The sequence below is a fragment of the Janthinobacterium sp. genome (assembly GCF_031995485.1).
Taxonomy (GTDB): Bacteria; Pseudomonadota; Gammaproteobacteria; order Burkholderiales; family Burkholderiaceae_D; genus Janthinobacterium.
Map to the genome: position 1 here is coordinate 20,569 of NZ_DAMAGB010000022.1, position 17,231 is coordinate 37,799.

The window sequence follows — 17,231 nt, forward strand, 5'->3', positions numbered from 1 at the left end:
CTGACCATGAACAATACCTCCTCCATGACCATGAACCTGATACTGCAAGGCGTCGACGGCGACCCGGCGCGCCTCGAGCGCATCGCCGCGCTGGCCGCGCCCACCAGCATCACGCGGCTCGGCCCGCACGCCGTGCGCTGCGAAAAAATCAGCTATTCGCAGGCGCTGCTGCCGACCATGGAAGTGGCCACGCAGGCGGCGCAACTCGATGCCACCTACATGATGGGCCGGCGCGAACTGAGCGAATTCAAGCTCGTTGCGATGGACATGGATTCGACTGTGATCACCATCGAATGCATCGACGAAATCGCCGACATGCAGGGTCTCAAGCCGCAGGTGGCGGCGATCACGGAAGCGGCGATGCGCGGCGAACTCGATTTCGCGGCCAGCCTGACGCAGCGCGTGGCGCTGCTGGCAGGCCTCGACGCCTCGGCCCTGCAGCGCGTGTATGACGAGCGCCTGAAGCTGTCGCCGGGCGCCGAGAAAATGCTGGCGGCCGTCAAGGCGGCCGGCCTGAAAACCTTGCTGGTGTCGGGCGGCTTTACCTTCTTCACGGAGCGGTTGAAGGAACGCCTGGGCCTCGACTACACGCACGCGAACGAGCTGGAAATCGTCGACGGCAAGCTGACCGGCAAGGTGGTGGGCGGCATCGTCGACGCGGAAGAAAAGAAGCGCACGGTCGAGCGCGTGTGCGCCGAACTGGGCATCTCGCCGGCGCAGGCCATCGTGATGGGCGACGGCGCCAACGACCTGAAAATGATGGGCATCGCCGGCCTGTCGGTGGCCTTCCGCGCCAAGCCGGTGGTGCGCGCGCAGGCCGATGTGGCGCTCAATTTCGTGGGGCTTGATGGGCTGCTGAACGTGCTGTCTTGAACAGGTAGCGGTGTTGTCGGATTACGCCCGTTGGGCTAATCCGACCTACCCGGCTGCGCTTGTTGAAATGTCGAAACCCGCAGGTCGGCTTAGCGCAGCGTAATCCGACAACACCATCCTCATCATGTGTGCACATCTTGACAGTATGCGCGCACGGATTTTTATATTCTTGCTATATTGCAAAATATTAAAACCCGCGCCACGCTTATCATGAAAGACGCCCACATGCAGCCATCGCTCCCGCCCGATATCGAACGGCACCTGCAACTGTTTGTCACCGCCGCGCAAAATGCGTTCGGTGCCGACCTGGCCGCCGCCGTGCTGTTTGGCTCGGCCGCCGACGGCCAGCTGCGCGCCACCTCCGATGTCAACCTGCTGTTGCTGCTCAAGCGCTTCGATCCGGCAGCGGCCGATGCCCTGCGCGCGCCACTGCGCATGGCCAACGCCGCCATCGACTTGCAGGTGATGTTTTTGCTCGAGGGCGAACTGCTGGACGCTGCCGACGCGTTTGCCGTCAAGTTCGCCGATATCATTGCGCGCCACCGGGTACTGCTGGGCACGGACCCGTTCGCCAGCCTGCATGCCAGCCGCGACGCCGTGCTGCGGCGATTGCGCCAGGTGCTGCTGAACCAGCAGCTGCGCATGCGCGAGCGCTATCTGCTGGTCAGCCTGAACGAAGAACAGCTGGCCGGCGCCATCGCCGATGCGGCCGGCCCCTTGCGTTCGGCCGCCGCCTCGCTGGCGCAACTCGCTGGCCGCCCGCCCCAGCCCGGCAAGCTGGCGCTCGAAGCGTTTGTCGAGACCTTGAACGACCCTGCCCTGCAGGCGGCGCTGCAGGCCATGTCCACCGCGCGCGAAACGGCGCACCTGGCGCCGGGACTGGCGCTGCCGGCGTTCACGGGCCTGATGGCGATTACCGAGCAGCTGCGCCATCACGCGGAGCAGCTGCGGTGACAGGCGCCAATCCGTTCTACTGGACCGGGCCGTGGTTTTTGGCGGTCTATCTGGTCTTTGGCCTCGCCGTCTACCACGGCGTGCGCGAACTGCTGCTGCGCCAGGAACTGCGCAATCCGCACGCGCAGCTGACGCTGGCGGACGACCCGTACCGCATCGCTTTTTTGCGTGGCGGCGCACTCGAAGCCGTCAAGATCGCCGCCATCGTGCTGGTCGACCGCGGCCTGCTGCGCGCCGACGGCCCGCTGCTGGAAACGGCCAGCGCCGACAGCGTGCGCTTTGCCAGCCACGATATCGAGCGCGATGTGCTGCAGCTGTACCTGGGCCGCCAGGGACACAGCAAGGAGCTGGCCGTGCAGGCCGACGCCTTTCCGTCCTGCCAGGCCTATCTGCAATCGCTGACGCAGCAGGAACTGCTGGTGGGTGCGCCGCTGCTGCGCCGGCGCGAACGCTTTACCTGGCCTGCCCATTACCTGCTGCTGACGGTAGCCCTGGTCAAGGCCATCATTGCCGTCAGCACCGGGCATTACAACCTGCTGTTTTTGGCGATCATGACGGCGGTATTCCTGCTGAAACTGCGCGGCCTGCGCACCAGCGCCACCAGCCTGGCGGCGCAGCGGCTGCTGTCCGACCTGCGCATGCTGTTCAGCCGCCTGAACATGCGTTCGTCGCGCCTGCAGGCCGGCAATGGCAGCGCCGACATGGCGCTGCTGGCCGCCATTTTCGGCATTGGCGCGCTGCCGCTGGCGGTTTATCCGTATCTGCTCGACCTGTATCCGATGGCGAAGCCGACCTACAGCGGCGACTCGTCGTCGGGCGGCTCGGGCGACTCCTCGTCCGGCGGCGACGGCGGTGGCGACAGCGGCGGCTCCTCGTGCGGCAGCGGCTGCGGTGGCTGCGGTGGCGGTGGCGGCTGTGGCAGCTGACCGCGTCGGTCTTGGCTGGCGCGGCGAACTGGCAGCCGGCATCCTGTCCAACCTGGCGCAAATCGATGTGCTGGAAGTGATCGCCGACGATTATTACCGCGCCCCGCGCGCCAGCATCGACGCCCTGTGCAGCCTGGCGCGCCAGGTGCCGGTCAGCCTGCACGGCGTGGGCATGGGCCTGGCGTCGACCATCCCCGCCGAGCCGCGCCGACTGCAGGCGATGGCGCGCCTGATGAAAACCGTGCAAGCCGAGTCGTGGTCCGAACACCTGAGTTTCGTGCGCGCCGGCGGCGTCGAGATCGGCCACCTGGCGGCGCCACCGCGCACGCCGGCCAGCGCCGCCGGTGCGATCGCCAATATTGCGCTGGCCAGCCGCATCATCGGCAGCGCGCCGCTGATGGAAAATATCGCCACCCTGATCGAGCCGCCGGCCAGCAGCATGGACGAAGCGCAGTGGCTGGGCCAGATCATCGCAGGCGCACAGGTGCCGCTGCTGCTGGACCTGCACAACCTGTATGCGAACGCCGTCAATTTTGCGGTAAAGCCCGAGGAACTGCTGCTGCGATTGCCGCTGGCCAGCGTGGGCGCCGTGCACCTGAGCGGCGGTCACTGGATAGACGAACCCGGTGGCGCCGGGCAGCGCCTGCTGGACGACCATCTGCACGATGTGCCGTCCGAAGTCTTTGAATTACTGACGCTGCTGGCGCGCCATGCGCCGCAGCCGCTGACGGTGATCGTCGAACGGGACGGCAATTATCCGTCGTTCGAGCATGTGCTGGGCCAGCTGGAACTGGCGCGCTCCGCCTTGCGCAAGGGACGCTCAACGTGAGTTCGCCCGCGCTCGAAGCCTTCCTGGCCAGACTCTACACCGACGACGCGCTGCGCCAGGCATTCCTGGACGAGCCGCAGGCGCAGGCGCTGCTGCATGGCTTGACGCAGGAAGAAGCCGCTGCGATGGCGGCGATCGACCGCAACGGCCTGCAGATGGCGGCGGCCAGCTTTCACTTCAAGCGCGCCGCGCATGGCGGCAAGGTGCGGCCCGCGCAACCGTGGTGGCGCCGGCTGCTGCAGCGCTGGCAAGGTCTATAACTGCCAGATCCGTAACGGCAGCAAGCCCCACCACGCCAGCACCAGCAGCAGCTGGAATGCCGCCAGCAAGCCGATCCAGTCCAGTTTTTCCACCGTGCCGGTGCCGCGCGAGCGCCAGCAGCGGGCCAGGCCAAAGGCGGTGGCCAGCGGCAGCGCGCCCGTCACGACCGCCATCAGCACGCTGGCCAGCGTGATATCGCCCAGGCGCAGGAAGGACTGGAAATAAAAGAACGGCAGCGGCAGCAAGAGCGCCAGCATGGACAGCAGCGGCGCAAACAGATGGTCCCTGCGGCTCAGCGTGCGTTTTGCCGCGCGCCACAGCCCCACCAGCAGCACATACAGCAAGCCGAGCATACCCAGCGCCAGGCTGCCCCACAGCACCAGCATGCGCAGCATCGAGACGCGCTCGTAGCTGTGCAGTCCATCGCTGAGCACGTGATTGCCATCGGTCTGCATCAGCACATGCGACGGCGCGCTGCGGTCGCTGGCGCGAAACAGGAAGCCGCCCACCGGTTCCAGTTCCTTCGGCTCGCCCTGGAACGGGATCAGGAACAGCGAATCGCCATCCCACTTCACGCGCACGAAATTGAATACCGCGTCGACCCAGGCCATGCTGGCCATGGAACTGGGCGCCGGCACATACACGCCCTGCCAGTTTTCCACCGTCGGCGCGGGCGTGCCATGCGCGGCGGGCGGGCGCAGCGGCAGCTCCAGGTCGCGCATCAGCAGCCGGTTGAAACGCTCGTAATCGGCCGTCTCGGAATCGGTATTGAAGCCGATAAAATACGCGCTGTTCTGCTCGGGGTAGATGCACAGCATGGCGCGAAAACCGACCGTGGTGCCGGGATGGCACTCGCCCACCACGTTATGGCGGTCGCGCATGGCCAGCGCCAGCCCATGGCCGGCTTCAAGGCCCGCCTGCGCCGCCTCGGTGCCGGCCGGTTGCGACAGCAGCTGCATCAAGGCCGGCGCAATCAGCGGCGCACCATGCGCGCTGCCGTCACCGAGCAGGAATCGCGCCAGTTTCGCCATATCCTGCGCGGTGGTGGTCAGCTGCCCGGCCGGACGCAGATACAGCGGCACGGCTGCCTGCGTGACGCCATGCTCGAAGTGGCCCATGGCCAGGCGCGCGTCGGCGCGCTTGCCGGTCTGCGTGACAAACGCGAACGTGCTGTCGGTCATGCCCAATGGCGCCAGCACCTGGGAATCCAGATAGCGCTCGTATGGCTGGCCCGTGACTTTCTCGATCACCATGCCCAGCAGGCCATAGCCCATGTTGGAATATGCATAGCGGCTGCCGGGACGCACCCGCACCCGCAGCAGGTTGCCGCCGCCCGAAAAGGCATCTGCCAGCGGCGTATCGGGCTGCGGATGGGTGCTGAAGGCCTGCCACAAACGGATATTATCCAGGCCAGAGGTATGGTCGAGCAGATGGCGGATGCGTACCGGGTCGCTGGCCTGCCATGGATTCTTCAGTTTCAGTTGCGGCAAGATCTGCACCAAAGGCGTATCGAGCGCCAGCCTGTTTTCCGTCGCCAGCCGCATCACCCCCAGCGCCAGCCCGATCTTGGCCACCGAGCCGACCTGCACCCGCGTATTGGCCTGCATCGGTGCCTTGCCGGCGGCATTGGCCAGGCCAGCCGCGCCCAGGTTGACCGAGCCATCGGCGCGCACCTCGCTCCAGACGGCGCCGGTCAACCCCTCTTCCTGCAGTCCGGTGCCGATATCGCCAGCCAGCGGACCGCCAGCCGCCTGGGCCGCTTGCGCCGCTGCGCACAGCAGCACCGCGTGCAAGGTGCGGCGCAGACCCTTGCGCAAGGTTTGCAATCTGCTTGAAATATTCACTGTGGTATGCCTTTCTGTGCGTGACCTGGCGTCTCCCGGGCAATCATGCTTGCTACAATCAGCACTCGTCCACGCAAGGGAGCTTTTATGTCACAACAACTTATTCTGGATAACAATGTCCAACAGGCAAAGACCCTGGCCTGGTGGCTGTACCTGATACATGGCGCCAGCTTTGTGTTTTCGCTGGGCGCTTTTTCCTTCATTCCGCTGATTGTCAATTACCTCAAGCGGGGCGATGCGGCCGGCACGTTTGTCCATAGCCACCACAGCTGGCAGATCCGCTCGTTCTGGTGGTACGTGTTCTGGATCGTGGTGGGCGCCATCCTGTGGATCACGCTGATCGGCATTCCGGTCGCCATCGCCGTCTGGGGCCTGGCCTGGCTGTGGAAAGCCTATCGTTTGCTGCGCGGCTTTATCGACCTCAACAGCAACAATCCGATGCCGTAAATTGTGCCGCAAGCAGGCGCAAGCGCCTGCCTGCTGCCCCTACATTGCCGCGAAGGCCTGTTCGATATCGGCGATCAGGTCCTGGGGCGCTTCCAGCCCCACATTGAAGCGCACCAGCTGGCCTGGCTGCTGCCAGCCTTTGCGCATGCCGGCCATGCGGTACGGCATTACCAGGCTGTTCGCACCACCCCAGCTGTAGCCGATCCCGAACAATTTCAAGGCGTCGACAAAGCGGTCCGTCTGTGCTTCCGTATGGCTGGCGTCGAACAGCACCGAAAACAAGCCGCCCGCACCCGTGAAGTCGCGCTGCCAGATGGCGTGGCCCGGACAATCCTCGAATGCCGGATGCAGCACCGTGGCAATTTCCGGCCTGCCCTTGAGCCAGCCCGCCACCGTGCGCGCGCCCGCGTCATGCGCATCGAAACGCAGCTTCATGGTCGGCAGGCCGCGCAGCACCAAGTAGGCGTCGTCCGCGCCCACGCCCATGCCGAGCCGCATGTGCGCCAGCGCCAGCCGGTCGCGCAAGGCTGGCTCGCGCGTGATCACCGCTCCCATCAGTACGTCCGAGCCGCCCGACTGGTATTTGGTCAGCGCCTGCATCACGATATCGGCGCCCAGCTCGAAGCCGCGCAGCGCCAGGCCGGCCGACCAGGTATTGTCCAGCGCCACCAGCACGCCGCGCGCATGGGCGGCGGCGCAGATGGCGGGCAGGTCCGGCACTTCCATGGTGACGGAACCGGGCGCCTCGGCCCAGATCAGTTTGGTGTTCGGCTGGATCAGTTCGGCAATGCCGGCGCCGACCAGCGGATCGTAATAGCGCGCCGTGATGCCGAAATCCTGCGACAGCCAGCGGCCCAGTTCGCGGTTCGGGTTATACACATTTTCCGGCAGCAGCACATCGTCGCCGCTTTTCAGCAATGCAAAATCGACCATGGCGATCGCCGCCAGGCCCGACGGCGCCAGGAGGCAATATCTGCCGCCTTCGATTTCGGCCAGCCGCGCTTCCAGCGTAAACGTGGTGGGCGTGCCGTGCAGGCCGTAGGTGTAGGCGTTTTTTTCTTTCCAGTTGCCCGAGCGCATGGCCGCCACATCCTTGAACAGCACCGTCGAGGCGTGATGGATGGCGTTGGGAAAAGCGGCAAAACCGGGCGGCGCCTGGTAGTCGCTGTGGATCAGGGCGGTTTGCGTGGATTTGGGTGTACTCATGGCGTCGGCAATAAAAAAGGCGGACTGCACAGTGCGAGTCCGCCTTGATTGTAAGGGCTACTGCCCTTGCGCGCCGTATGGCTGTTACATTTGCGTACAAACGTTCAGGCCAAGGCGCGCTGCCGAAGACAGTACCTTGCTGTACGGCAAGGCAGCGCAACACCGGCATGGACGTTTTTACTCGGCAGCACCCCAGAGATCATGGGCGTCCGCTGACGTGATGGTCACGTCAACGAACTGGCCGACCGCCAGCTTGCGGTGCGGCTCGTACGGCGGCTTGACATACACGACGCCATCGATTTCCGGCGCATCGGCGCTGGAACGGCCCACGCCGCCGGTACGCGTAACTTCATCGATCAGCACGCGCACGGTCTTGCCGACCTTGGCCTGCAGGCGTTTCTTCGAGATTTCTTCCTGCAGCAGCATCACGCGGCCGCGGCGCTCTTCGCGCAGCTCTTCCGGCACCGGATTGGCGATCTCGTTGGCGGTCGCGCCCTCGACCGGCGAATAGGCGAAGCAGCCCAGGCGGTCGATCTGCGCTTCCTTGAGGAAGTCCAGCAGGTATTCGAACTCGGCTTCCGTTTCGCCCGGGAAACCGGCGATAAAGGTCGAGCGGATCGTCAGGTCCGGGTTGATGGCGCGCCAGGCCTGGATGCGGTCCAGGTTTTTCTCGCCGCTGGCCGGACGCTTCATGCGCTTCAGTACATCAGGGTGCGCATGCTGCATCGGGATGTCGAGGTAAGGCAAAATGTGGCCGCCGCTCATCATCGGAATGATCTGGTCGACGTGCGGGTACGGGTACACATAGTGCAGGCGCACCCAGGCGCCGTACGACTTGGCCAGCTCGCCCAGCGCTTCGGTCAGCTGGGTCATGTGGGTCTTGACGGGACGGCCGTTCCAGAAGCCGGAGCGGAATTTGACGTCCACGCCATAGGCCGAAGTGTCCTGCGAAATGACCAGCAGTTCCTTGACGCCGGACTTGAACAGGTTTTCCGCTTCCATCATCAGTTCGCCGATCGGGCGCGACACCAGGTCGCCGCGCATCGACGGGATGATGCAGAAGCTGCAGCGATGGTTGCAGCCTTCGGAAATTTTCAGGTAGGCATAGTGTTTCGGCGTCAGCTTGACGCCTTGCGGCGGCAGCAGGTCCAGGAATGGCGCATGCGGTTTCGGCAGGTGCAGGTGGACCGAGTCCATCACCTCGGCCAGCGCGTGCGGGCCGGTCACGGACAGCACTTTCGGGTGCACCTTCATGATGATGTCGTCGCCGGCCGCATCTTTCTTGGCGCCCAGGCAGCCGGTCACGATGACTTTGCCGTTTTCGGCCAGGGCTTCGCCGATGGCGTCGAGCGACTCCTGCACGGCAGCGTCGATAAAGCCGCAGGTATTGACGATCACCAGATCGGCGCCCGCATAGGATTTCGCCGTTTCGTAGCCTTCGGCGCGCAGTTGGGTCAGGATTTGTTCGGAATCGACCAGCGCTTTCGGGCAGCCGAGCGAGACAAAGCCCACTTTCGGCGCCGCACCTGGCATGGCCAGCATGGCCTCTGGCTTGGCGGAAGGAACGGGAATACGGTGAATTTCAGACATAGTTGGCAGCTGGAAAATGGTGAGGCGAATCGGCTATTGTACCCCGAGCCGCCCCTTGCCTGCACAACTATGCTGCGATCGAGCTGACATCATGCGGCGAATACAACTAAGGGCGGCGCAAACCGCCCTCGCATGATGTCGAACTGATTACTTCTTGTCCGTCGGTGGCACCACCGGCGGCACGAACGGGAAGCTGCCGAACAGGCTTTTGCTCTGGTTCTGCATCTGCTCCTGCATCTGCACGAACAGGCTCTTGCTCTGGTCGATGTAGTTGTTCATCATGCCCTGCATCATCGGGCCCTGGACGTTCATGAACTGGGTCCACATTTCAGGGCTGAACGGCTTGCCTTCGAAGCTGCCGGCCGAGGTGCCGGTGAACTTGTGCTGGATATCGGTAAATGCCTGGACGTTCTTTTCCAGGTAAGAACCCATCATGCCCTGCATGGCGTGGCCATAGTAGCGGATGATCTGCGACAGCACGCCGCTCGAGAACATCGGCACGCCGCTGGCCTCTTCCTCCAGGATGATCTGCAGCAGGATGCTGCGCGTCAGGTCTTCACTCGACTTGGCGTCGACCACCGTGAATTCTTCGTTGTCCAGCACCAGCTGCTTGACGTCCGTCAGCGTGATGTAGGAACTGGTTTGGGTGTCGTACAGACGGCGATTCGGGTATTTCTTGATCAGGCGGTCTATACTTTTTTTTGCACTACTCATCAGAAGTTCCACTTATTGCGCCGCAGCGCATACTGAGTTGATCCGAAAAAAAAGCGAACGTGAGGTCCGCTTTCGCACCTGCCTACTTTTTGCATTATAGAGTGGAACTCCGCGACATTGCATATTCGGCGCGAAGTTTCCACGTTTTATTGCAACGCAACTAAAAGTAGGTTCTTGACAAGATGGATGCTAATCCGCCCTGACCTTGACATAGCGCCCCGGCGCCGCTTCGATGGCCGGATAGCGCCTGTTGCCCGGCTTGGCTGGCGCCTTGACATCCGCGCCGCCATGTTCGGCCAGGAACGCCGCCCATTCCGGCCACCAGCTGCCCGCGTGTTCGGTCGCGCCGTCCATCCACTGCTCCGCGCTCAAGGCTTTTGAGCGGGCATTGCGCGGCTGGTCGTAGCTCCAGTAGCTGCGCTTTTTCTTCGAGGCCGGATTGATCACGCCGGCGATATGGCCCGATGCGCCCAGGATAAAACGGTTCGCCTTCGGCTTTTTCGGGTTCAGCAGCGCCGTGCTGGCATACGCCGCGCCCCACGGCACGATATGGTCTTCGCGCGAGCCGTAGATAAAGGCCGGCGCATCGATGCGCGACAAATCGACTTTTTCACCGGCCACCGTCAGCTTGCCCGGCACTTTCAGGCTGTTTTCCAGGTAGGTATTGCGCAGGTACCAGCAGAACATCGGACCTGGCAGGCTGGTGCCGTCGCCGTTCCAGTACAGCAAGTCGAACGCCGGCGGCTCCTTGCCCTTCAGGTAATTCGACTGCACGTAGTTCCACACCAGGTCGTTCGGACGCAGGCTGGAAAAAGTGCTGCCCAGGTCACGTCCCGACATCAGGCCGCCCTTGGCCAGCGTCTGCTCGCGCAGCGCCACTTGCGGCTCGTCGATGAACACTTCGAGCGCGCCCGTGTCGCAGAAATCGAGGAAGGTGGTCAGCAGTGTCAGGCTGGCAGCCGGATCCTGTCCGCGCGCCTTGAGCACGGCCAGCGCGGTCGAGACAATGGTGCCGCCCACGCAAAAGCCGAACATGTTCAACTTGTCCTGCCCGGAAATATCCTGCGTGACCCGGATCGCTTCGATTACGCCCTGCTCCACGTAATCGTCCCAGGTCACGTGCTGCATGCTCATGTCGGCATTGCGCCAGGACATCAGGAACACGGTATTGCCCTGTTCGACCGCGTAGCGCACCAGCGAATTTTCCGGCTGCAGGTCAAGGATATAGAATTTGTTGATGCATGGCGGCACCATCAACAGCGGGCGCTGGTGTACTGTGGCGGTCGTTGGCGTGTACTGGATCAGCTGGAACAGTTCATTTTCAAATACCACCGTGCCCGGCGTGGTGGCCACGTTGCGGCCCACTTCGAACGCTTTTTCGTCGGACTGCGAAATGCGGCCCTTCTGCATGTCGGCCAGCATATTGGTCAGGCCCTTGGCCAGGCTTTCGCCCTTGGTTTCGATCAGGGTCTGCTGGGCATCCGGGTTGGTGGCCAGGAAATTGGCGGGCGACATGGCGTCGACGATCTGCTGCACCGCGAAGCGGATCTTCTGCTTCTGGTGCGGCGTCGCTTCGACCGATTCCGCCATGGCGATCAGGAATTCGCCATTGAGCAGGTAGGCGGCGGCATTGAAGGCCGACAGCGGGCTGGCATGCCAGGCTGGCGCGGCAAAGCGGCGGTCTTTCAGCTCTGGCGTCTTGCCGGCCATAAAGTCGGCCCACAAGCCAGTCAGTTTGCTCATGTAGGCGTTTTTCAGCTGCTCGATCACTTCCGGCTTGATGCTGGCGCCCGCATCCTGCAAAATGCCGGCAATCGGATTGCTGGCCGGTTGCGGCACCATGTTGAACCAGGTTTTCCAGTGGTTCGGGTCGCTGATCTGCGCCATCCACTCCCTGGTCATCGCTTGAGGATCGGGCATATTCATAGGTTGAAGTCCATTCAAGAATTAAGTTGTAGTCTTATGCTGCGCAGTACATACCATTACTTTTTATGATTGCTGTCAAACGATGATGCTGATGACCGCCATTGCCTGGATCTACGTCGTCGGCCTGATGGCGCTGACGGAACCGTCTGTCGTCGCCGGCCTGATGACCTTTTTGCTGTACTGCGTCATCCCGCTGTCCATCCTATTCTATCTGACGGGTTCAGGGCGGCGCAAACGCAAGGCCGCGCGCATTGCCGAGATGAATGCGCGTGCCGTCGCAAACGCCCCGGCCAGCACCACAGCAGACGATAAAACAAAAACGGCAGACACATAAGTGTCTGCCGCCAGGATGAGTCAAGATTATTTGCGCCAGATCAAACTGGCCTGTCGTCCGGTGACGCCATCGCGCCGATATGAATAAAACTGCGCCGCATCGCTGACGGTGCAGTACTCGCCGCCCGCCACCTGCGTCACGCCTTCGCGCGCCAGATGCAGGCGCGCCAGCGCATAGATATCGGCCAGGTATTTGCCCGGCCTGCCGCCGATGGCGGCAAATGCCGCCTGCACGGCAGCATGCTCTGCCGCATCGACTGCGCTTTCGCTGAAGGCCTGCAGCACATCCTGCCCCACTTCGAATTGCCCGGGACCGATCGCGGGCCCCAGCCAGGCAAGAATCTCGCCGGCGCCGCTCGCGCGCATGGCTTGCACCGTACGCTGCAAGACGCCGCTGGCCAGGCCGCGCCAGCCGGCATGGGCCGCCGCCACCACGTCACCGTCGTTTGAGCTGAACAGCACCGGCAGGCAGTCGGCCGTCATTACCAGGCACACCGCGCCGGGTGTGGACGCCACACTGGCGTCGGCATCGGGCACGCTGCCGTGCACGCTGGCAGCATCGGCCACCGCCACGCCATGTACCTGGTTCAGCCAGGCAGGTTCCGACGGCAGCAGGGCCACCAGCTGCGCGCGGTTCTGCGCCACCAGTGCGGCATCGTCACCGACATGCACGCCAAGGTTCAGGCCGCCACCGCCCTGCCCGTCGCCATATACGCCCAGGCTGGCGCCGCCGGCGCGCACGGTCGACAAGGCGCCCACGTTCGCAGGCAGGCCGGGCCAGTGCGGAATGATGGCAGGCAGGGTTGCCATCAGACCTGTTCCGGCTCGGGAATGCCGGCCGTGGCCAGCAGCGCGGCGAAGTCGTCGGCCACCGGCACGATCCATTCGCAGGGTTTGCCGCTGCCCGGATGCACCAGGCCCAGGCGGCGTGCCTGCAGCGCCTGGCGCGGGAATACCGACACCAGGTGCTGCTTGCCATACACGGCGTCGCCGACCAGCGCAAAGCCCAGGTGCTGCATGTGGACGCGGATCTGGTGCGTGCGACCCGTTTCCAGGCGGCACTGCATCAGGCTGACGGGACGGCGGTCCAGTTCACCGCTGTTGAGCAGCTCGTAGTGGGTGATCGCCGGCTTGGCCGTGAAATTTTCGGACACGGCCATCTTGACGCGGTCGCGCGGGTGGCGCGCGATCGAGGCGTCGATGGTGCCGGCCGGTTTCGGCGTGCCCCACACCAGCGCAAAATATTCGCGCTTGACGGTGCGTGCCTGCAGCTGGCGCACCAGGTCGGTCTGCGAGGCCAGCGTCTTGCCCACCACCATCAGGCCGCTGGTATCCTTGTCCAGGCGGTGCACGATGCCGGCGCGCGGCACGCCGGCCAGTTGCGGGCAATGGTGCAGCAGGCCGTTGAGCAAGGTGCCCGACCAGTTGCCCGGTCCCGGATGCACCACCAGTCCGGCCGGTTTGTTGATGACGATGATATGCTCGTCTTCGTGCACGATGTTCAATTCCATCGCTTCAGGCTTAAAAGCCTCGTCTTCCGGCGCGCTTTGCGGCAGAATGACGATCTTTTCATCGCCATAGGCGGTCATATTGCGCTTGGCAACTTTTCCGTCGACGGTGACGAAACCGGCCTCGACCCACAGTTGCAGGCGGCTGCGCGAGTACTGCGGCACCAGCTTGGAGATCACTTTGTCGAGGCGTTGGCCACAGGCGTCCGGGGTCAGTTCCAGTTCGATCGGGGCCATGTCGTCGACGAGGTCGTCGGCGGAAAAATCACCGTCAAAGACGTCCTCAACGTCATGTTCAGAAAGGGAGTCCAACACGGGGTCAGCCAAATTAGGCTTCGGAGTTAATATCACAGCATTCCCATCGGCTATAATCAGCCTATTGTAAAATCTTGGTTAAAACCTTCTTGCAAAACGTCATGCAAAAAAAATTATCGTTGGTAGTCGCTTCAGTCGTTCTGCTCGGCATGTCCGCTTGCAGCTTGTTGCCGGAAAAAGTGGATGAGACCAAAAACTGGTCTGTTACGAAATTATACTCGGAGGCGCGTGAAGAAATGTCCGGGCAGCACTATGAGGCTGCAATCGGACTGTTCCAGAAGCTGGAGGCTAACTATCCTTTCGGCAACTACGCTCTGCAAGCGCAGATGGAGATCGCTTACGCGTATTATAAGTCGGGAGACCAGGCTCAGGCACTGGCCGCCGTCGAACGCTTCATCAAGTTGCATCCTAACCACGCCAATGTGGATTATATGTACTACTTGCGGGGCCTGATCAGCTTTAACGACCAGATTAGCTTCCTGAACTTCCTGTACGAACAGGATCCGACCGAACGCGATCCGAAGGCCACGCGCGAAGCGTTTGCGGCCTTCAAGCAACTGGTCGACAAGTTCCCGAACAGCCAGTACACGCCCGACTCGCTGGCGCGCATGAACTACCTGATCGATGCGATGGCCAAGTATGAAGTCCACGTGGCGCGCTACTACTACCGCCGCGGCGCCTACCTGGCCGCAGCGAACCGCGCACAGACCACCGTGAGCGACTTCGCCGCCTCGCCGGCAATCGAAGAAGCGCTGTTCATCATGTACCGCTCGTACGACAAGCTGGGCATGACCGACCTGCGCGACGACGCGCTGCGCGTGCTGAACAAGAACTACCCGACCACCGCCTTCCTCAGCCCGGAAGGGGTGAACAAGGAACGCAAGTGGTGGAAGTTCTGGCAGTAACATGAAAAAACCGGAGCTTGCTCCGGTTTTTTTTAAACCCGACGGCAAGTACGGGGTCGGACCCTGAGGGTCCGACCCCCGGCAGTTGCTTGGGGGTTATTCTGCGATTCGGCGCCGGAACACCCAGCTGCTGTCATTCGACGCCTCCGGCACATACGCGTAGCCATCCACATCGAACTGCTTGAGCTGCTGCGGATCGCGGATCTGGTTGACCGCCGCATAGCGCGCCAGCATGCCGCGCGCGCGTTTGGCGTAGAACGAGATGATCTTGTATTTGCCGCTCTTCCAGTCTTCGAACACGGGCGTGATCACCGGCACCGTCAGCTGGCGCGGCCTGACCGATTTGAAGTATTCTTCGGACGCCAGGTTGACCAGCACCTTTGCTTTATTCTCGCCTGCCGTGCGGTTCAGGGCGTCGGTAATGGTGTCGCCCCAGAACGCGTACAGGTCCTTGCCGCGCGCGGTCGACAGGCGCGTGCCCATTTCCAGCCGGTGCGGATGGATCAGGTCGAGCGGACGCAGCAGGCCATACAGGCCGGACAGGATGCGCACGCGCGATTGGGCATAGTCAAGCTGGTCGCTCTGCAAGGTGCGCGCCTCGAAGCCGGCGTAGACGTCGCCATTGAAGGCCATGATGGCCTGGCGCGCATCGGTCAGTTCTGGCGTCCACGACGCATAGCGGGCCACGTTAAGGCTGGACAAGGCATCGGAAATGCCCATCAGGCTGCCTACTTCCGCGGGCGAAAACTGGCGCATGCGCTCGATCAGCTGTGCCGAATGGTCGAGAAAATCGGGGGTGCTGTGCAACGAGGTGGTTGGCGGCGTCTCCAGGTCGAGACTCTTGGCGGGCGAAAGCACGATCAACATAATATTCACTACAAAATAGAATTGCCGACATGATACCTGCTCCACAGAAACTCGTCCTCGACACCAATGTCTGTCTCGACCTGTTCGTCTTCAACGACCCGCGCTGGGCCGCCCTGCTGGCGGCCATGGAAAGCGGCGCGGTACAGGCCATCACGCGCGAAGATTGCCGCTCCGAATACCTGGTGGTGCTGCACTACAAGCATCTGCCGCTCGACGAGGCGAGCCGAGCGGTGGCCGCCGAGCGTTTCGATGCGCTGATCACGATGGTGGCGCCGCCCGCCTCCGGCGTGCGCCTGCCCGTTTGCACCGACAAGGACGACCAGAAATTCCTGGAACTGGCGCGCGACGCCAGCGCCGACATCCTCATCACCAAGGACAAGGCCTTGCTGAAGCTGGCGCGCAAGACGGCAAAGGCAGGCATGTTCAAGATCATGGTGCCGGAAGGCTGGACGCCGGCTGCGGCCCCGGAGGCAGGCACGCTGCGCTAGAATAGGCAACGTTTCCACTTCCGCACAGCCATGAACCCATCTTCGCACCCGATCCTGACCCCTGCCCTGCAAACCCGCCTGCCTGCGGTCGGCACCACCGTGTTTACCCGCATGTCGGCGCTGGCGGCCCAGCACGGCGCCGTCAACCTGGGCCAGGGTTTTCCCGATTTCGCCTGCAAACCGGCACTGGTCGAGGCTGTTTCAGACGCAATGCGCGCCGGCCACAACCAGTACCCGCCGATGACGGGCGCGGCGCCCCTGCGCGAGGCGATTGCCGCCAAGATCGCCCGGCTGTACGGCCATCAATATGACGCGGCCACGGAAATCACCGTCACGGCCGGTGCCACCCAGGCGCTGACGACGGCCATCCTGTGCTGCGTGCATCCGGGCGACGAAGTGATCGTGATCGAACCGGCCTACGACAGCTACCTGCCCGCCATCGCGCTGGCCGGCGGCGTGCCGGTGCTGGTGGCGATGGAAGTAAGCGAACATGGCTACAGCGTGCCGTGGGACAAGCTGGTCAGCGCCGTGACGCGCCAGACACGGCTGATCATCATCAACACGCCGCACAACCCGACCGGCACCATCCTGCGCGCGGCCGATATCGAGAAACTGGCCGACATCGTGCGCGGCACGCAGATTTTGCTGCTGTCCGATGAAGTGTATGAACACATGGTGTATGACGGCGTGCCGCATGCTTCATTGAGCCGCCATGCGGAACTGGCGGCGCGCACGTTTGTCGTGTCGAGCTTCGGCAAGACGTATCACGTGACGGGCTGGAAGGTGGGCTACGTGGCGGCGCCCTCCACCATGACGATGGAGTTTCGCAAGGTGCACCAGTACAACGTGTTTACCGTCAACACGCCGATGCAGCACGGCCTGGCCAGCTACATGGCGGACCCGCAGCCATATCTGGAGCTGCCCGCGTTCTACCAGCGCAAGCGCGACCTGTTCCGCGCCGGCCTGGCCGGCAGCCGATTCGAACTGCTGCCGGCCGACGGCACTTACTTTCAATGCGTGAAATATGCGGCGATTTCGCAGGACAGCGAGGCGCAATTTGCCGAATGGCTGACGACCGAACTGAAGGTGGCGGCAATCCCCGTCTCGGCGTTCTATGCCGAAGCGAAAGAGTCAGGCATCGTGCGCTTCTGCTTTGCCAAGAAGGACGACACGCTGAACCTGGCACTGGAGCGCCTGCGCGCGATCTGAAGCAGCTTGTTTGCGCCGTCAGTGTGGCACCACCAC

At 63.1% G+C, this 17,231-nt stretch carries 18 protein-coding genes; 10 read left to right on the top strand and 8 right to left on the bottom strand.

What is annotated here, in order from left to right:
- The first annotated feature begins 30 nt into the window (after positions 1-30).
- The 5 genes from serB to RTQ46_RS13930 all read left to right on the top strand — a co-directional run bounded on the left by serB (position 31) and on the right by RTQ46_RS13930 (position 3,842).
- On the top strand, positions 31-873 hold the full coding sequence (gene serB, locus RTQ46_RS13910) for a phosphoserine phosphatase SerB (RefSeq protein WP_312437489.1): 843 nt from the start codon (positions 31-33) through the stop codon (positions 871-873).
- Between the two features lie 225 nt (positions 874-1,098).
- Positions 1,099-1,827 (top strand): nucleotidyltransferase domain-containing protein, encoded by a 729-nt coding sequence (locus RTQ46_RS13915; protein WP_312437387.1) that lies wholly within the window; start codon positions 1,099-1,101, stop codon positions 1,825-1,827.
- Positions 1,824-2,753 carry a TIGR04222 domain-containing membrane protein gene (locus RTQ46_RS13920; protein ID WP_312437388.1) on the top strand — a complete coding sequence of 310 codons (930 nt, stop codon included), beginning with the start codon at positions 1,824-1,826 and terminating at the stop codon, positions 2,751-2,753. The genes RTQ46_RS13915 and RTQ46_RS13920 overlap by 4 nt, the downstream gene beginning before the upstream one ends.
- Positions 2,743-3,582: a DUF692 family multinuclear iron-containing protein gene (locus RTQ46_RS13925; RefSeq protein WP_312437390.1), complete on the top strand. Its 840-nt coding sequence runs from the start codon at positions 2,743-2,745 to the stop codon at positions 3,580-3,582. The genes RTQ46_RS13920 and RTQ46_RS13925 overlap by 11 nt, the downstream gene beginning before the upstream one ends.
- On the top strand, positions 3,579-3,842 hold the full coding sequence (locus RTQ46_RS13930) for a hypothetical protein (protein WP_312437392.1): 264 nt from the start codon (positions 3,579-3,581) through the stop codon (positions 3,840-3,842). The genes RTQ46_RS13925 and RTQ46_RS13930 overlap by 4 nt, the downstream gene beginning before the upstream one ends.
- Here the strand turns inward: RTQ46_RS13930 and RTQ46_RS13935 are convergent.
- The gene (locus RTQ46_RS13935; protein WP_312437394.1) at positions 3,837-5,687 is read right to left on the bottom strand and encodes a serine hydrolase domain-containing protein; all 1,851 of its coding nucleotides are present in this window, start codon (positions 5,685-5,687) and stop codon (positions 3,837-3,839) included. The genes RTQ46_RS13930 and RTQ46_RS13935 overlap by 6 nt on opposite strands.
- Before the next feature lie 87 nt (positions 5,688-5,774).
- Here RTQ46_RS13935 and RTQ46_RS13940 point away from each other — a divergent pair, with 87 nt between their 5' ends.
- A complete protein-coding gene (locus RTQ46_RS13940; protein WP_312437396.1) occupies positions 5,775-6,134 on the top strand; it encodes a hypothetical protein in 360 nt (119 codons plus the stop codon).
- Positions 6,135-6,173: 39 nt separating this feature from the next.
- Here RTQ46_RS13940 and RTQ46_RS13945 read toward each other — a convergent pair whose 3' ends face one another.
- From RTQ46_RS13945 to phaC, 4 genes are all read right to left on the bottom strand, one after another.
- A complete protein-coding gene (locus RTQ46_RS13945; protein WP_312437398.1) occupies positions 6,174-7,340 on the bottom strand; it encodes a cystathionine beta-lyase in 1,167 nt (388 codons plus the stop codon).
- 177 nt (positions 7,341-7,517) lie between these two features.
- A complete protein-coding gene (rimO, locus tag RTQ46_RS13950; protein ID WP_312437491.1) occupies positions 7,518-8,873 on the bottom strand; it encodes a 30S ribosomal protein S12 methylthiotransferase RimO in 1,356 nt (451 codons plus the stop codon).
- 204 nt (positions 8,874-9,077) lie between these two features.
- The gene (gene phaR / locus RTQ46_RS13955) at positions 9,078-9,644 is read right to left on the bottom strand and encodes a polyhydroxyalkanoate synthesis repressor PhaR (protein WP_312437400.1); all 567 of its coding nucleotides are present in this window, start codon (positions 9,642-9,644) and stop codon (positions 9,078-9,080) included.
- A 189-nt stretch (positions 9,645-9,833) separates the two neighbouring features.
- Positions 9,834-11,570 carry a class I poly(R)-hydroxyalkanoic acid synthase gene (phaC, locus tag RTQ46_RS13960; protein ID WP_312437401.1) on the bottom strand — a complete coding sequence of 579 codons (1,737 nt, stop codon included), beginning with the start codon at positions 11,568-11,570 and terminating at the stop codon, positions 9,834-9,836.
- 91 nt (positions 11,571-11,661) lie between these two features.
- Here phaC and RTQ46_RS13965 point away from each other — a divergent pair, with 91 nt between their 5' ends.
- Positions 11,662-11,904, top strand: coding sequence for a hypothetical protein (locus RTQ46_RS13965; protein ID WP_312437403.1), 243 nt, complete (start codon positions 11,662-11,664; stop codon positions 11,902-11,904).
- A 26-nt stretch (positions 11,905-11,930) separates the two neighbouring features.
- Here RTQ46_RS13965 and pgeF read toward each other — a convergent pair whose 3' ends face one another.
- Both pgeF and RTQ46_RS13975 read right to left on the bottom strand, forming a co-directional pair.
- Positions 11,931-12,713, bottom strand: a complete 783-nt coding sequence (gene pgeF, locus RTQ46_RS13970; protein WP_312437405.1) for a peptidoglycan editing factor PgeF — start codon at positions 12,711-12,713, stop codon at positions 11,931-11,933.
- Positions 12,713-13,723, bottom strand: coding sequence for an RluA family pseudouridine synthase (locus tag RTQ46_RS13975; RefSeq protein WP_409518336.1), 1,011 nt, complete (start codon positions 13,721-13,723; stop codon positions 12,713-12,715). Before RTQ46_RS13975 ends, pgeF begins: the two co-directional genes overlap by 1 nt.
- Before the next feature lie 104 nt (positions 13,724-13,827).
- Between RTQ46_RS13975 and RTQ46_RS13980 the strand changes: the two genes are divergently transcribed.
- The gene (locus RTQ46_RS13980; RefSeq protein ID WP_312437407.1) at positions 13,828-14,631 is read left to right on the top strand and encodes an outer membrane protein assembly factor BamD; all 804 of its coding nucleotides are present in this window, start codon (positions 13,828-13,830) and stop codon (positions 14,629-14,631) included.
- A gap of 96 nt (positions 14,632-14,727) precedes the next feature.
- Here the strand turns inward: RTQ46_RS13980 and yaaA are convergent, their stop codons facing one another.
- Entirely contained in the window at positions 14,728-15,498 is a 771-nt protein-coding gene (gene yaaA / locus RTQ46_RS13985) for a peroxide stress protein YaaA (protein ID WP_312437408.1), read from the bottom strand.
- Between the two features lie 29 nt (positions 15,499-15,527).
- On the opposite strand from yaaA, the gene RTQ46_RS13990 reads away from it, so the two are divergent.
- Complete coding sequence (locus RTQ46_RS13990) at positions 15,528-15,986, top strand: putative toxin-antitoxin system toxin component, PIN family (RefSeq protein WP_312437410.1); 459 nt, start codon at positions 15,528-15,530, stop codon at positions 15,984-15,986.
- A 30-nt stretch (positions 15,987-16,016) separates the two neighbouring features.
- The gene (locus tag RTQ46_RS13995; protein ID WP_312437412.1) at positions 16,017-17,195 is read left to right on the top strand and encodes a pyridoxal phosphate-dependent aminotransferase; all 1,179 of its coding nucleotides are present in this window, start codon (positions 16,017-16,019) and stop codon (positions 17,193-17,195) included.
- The last annotated feature ends 36 nt before the right edge of the window (positions 17,196-17,231 follow it).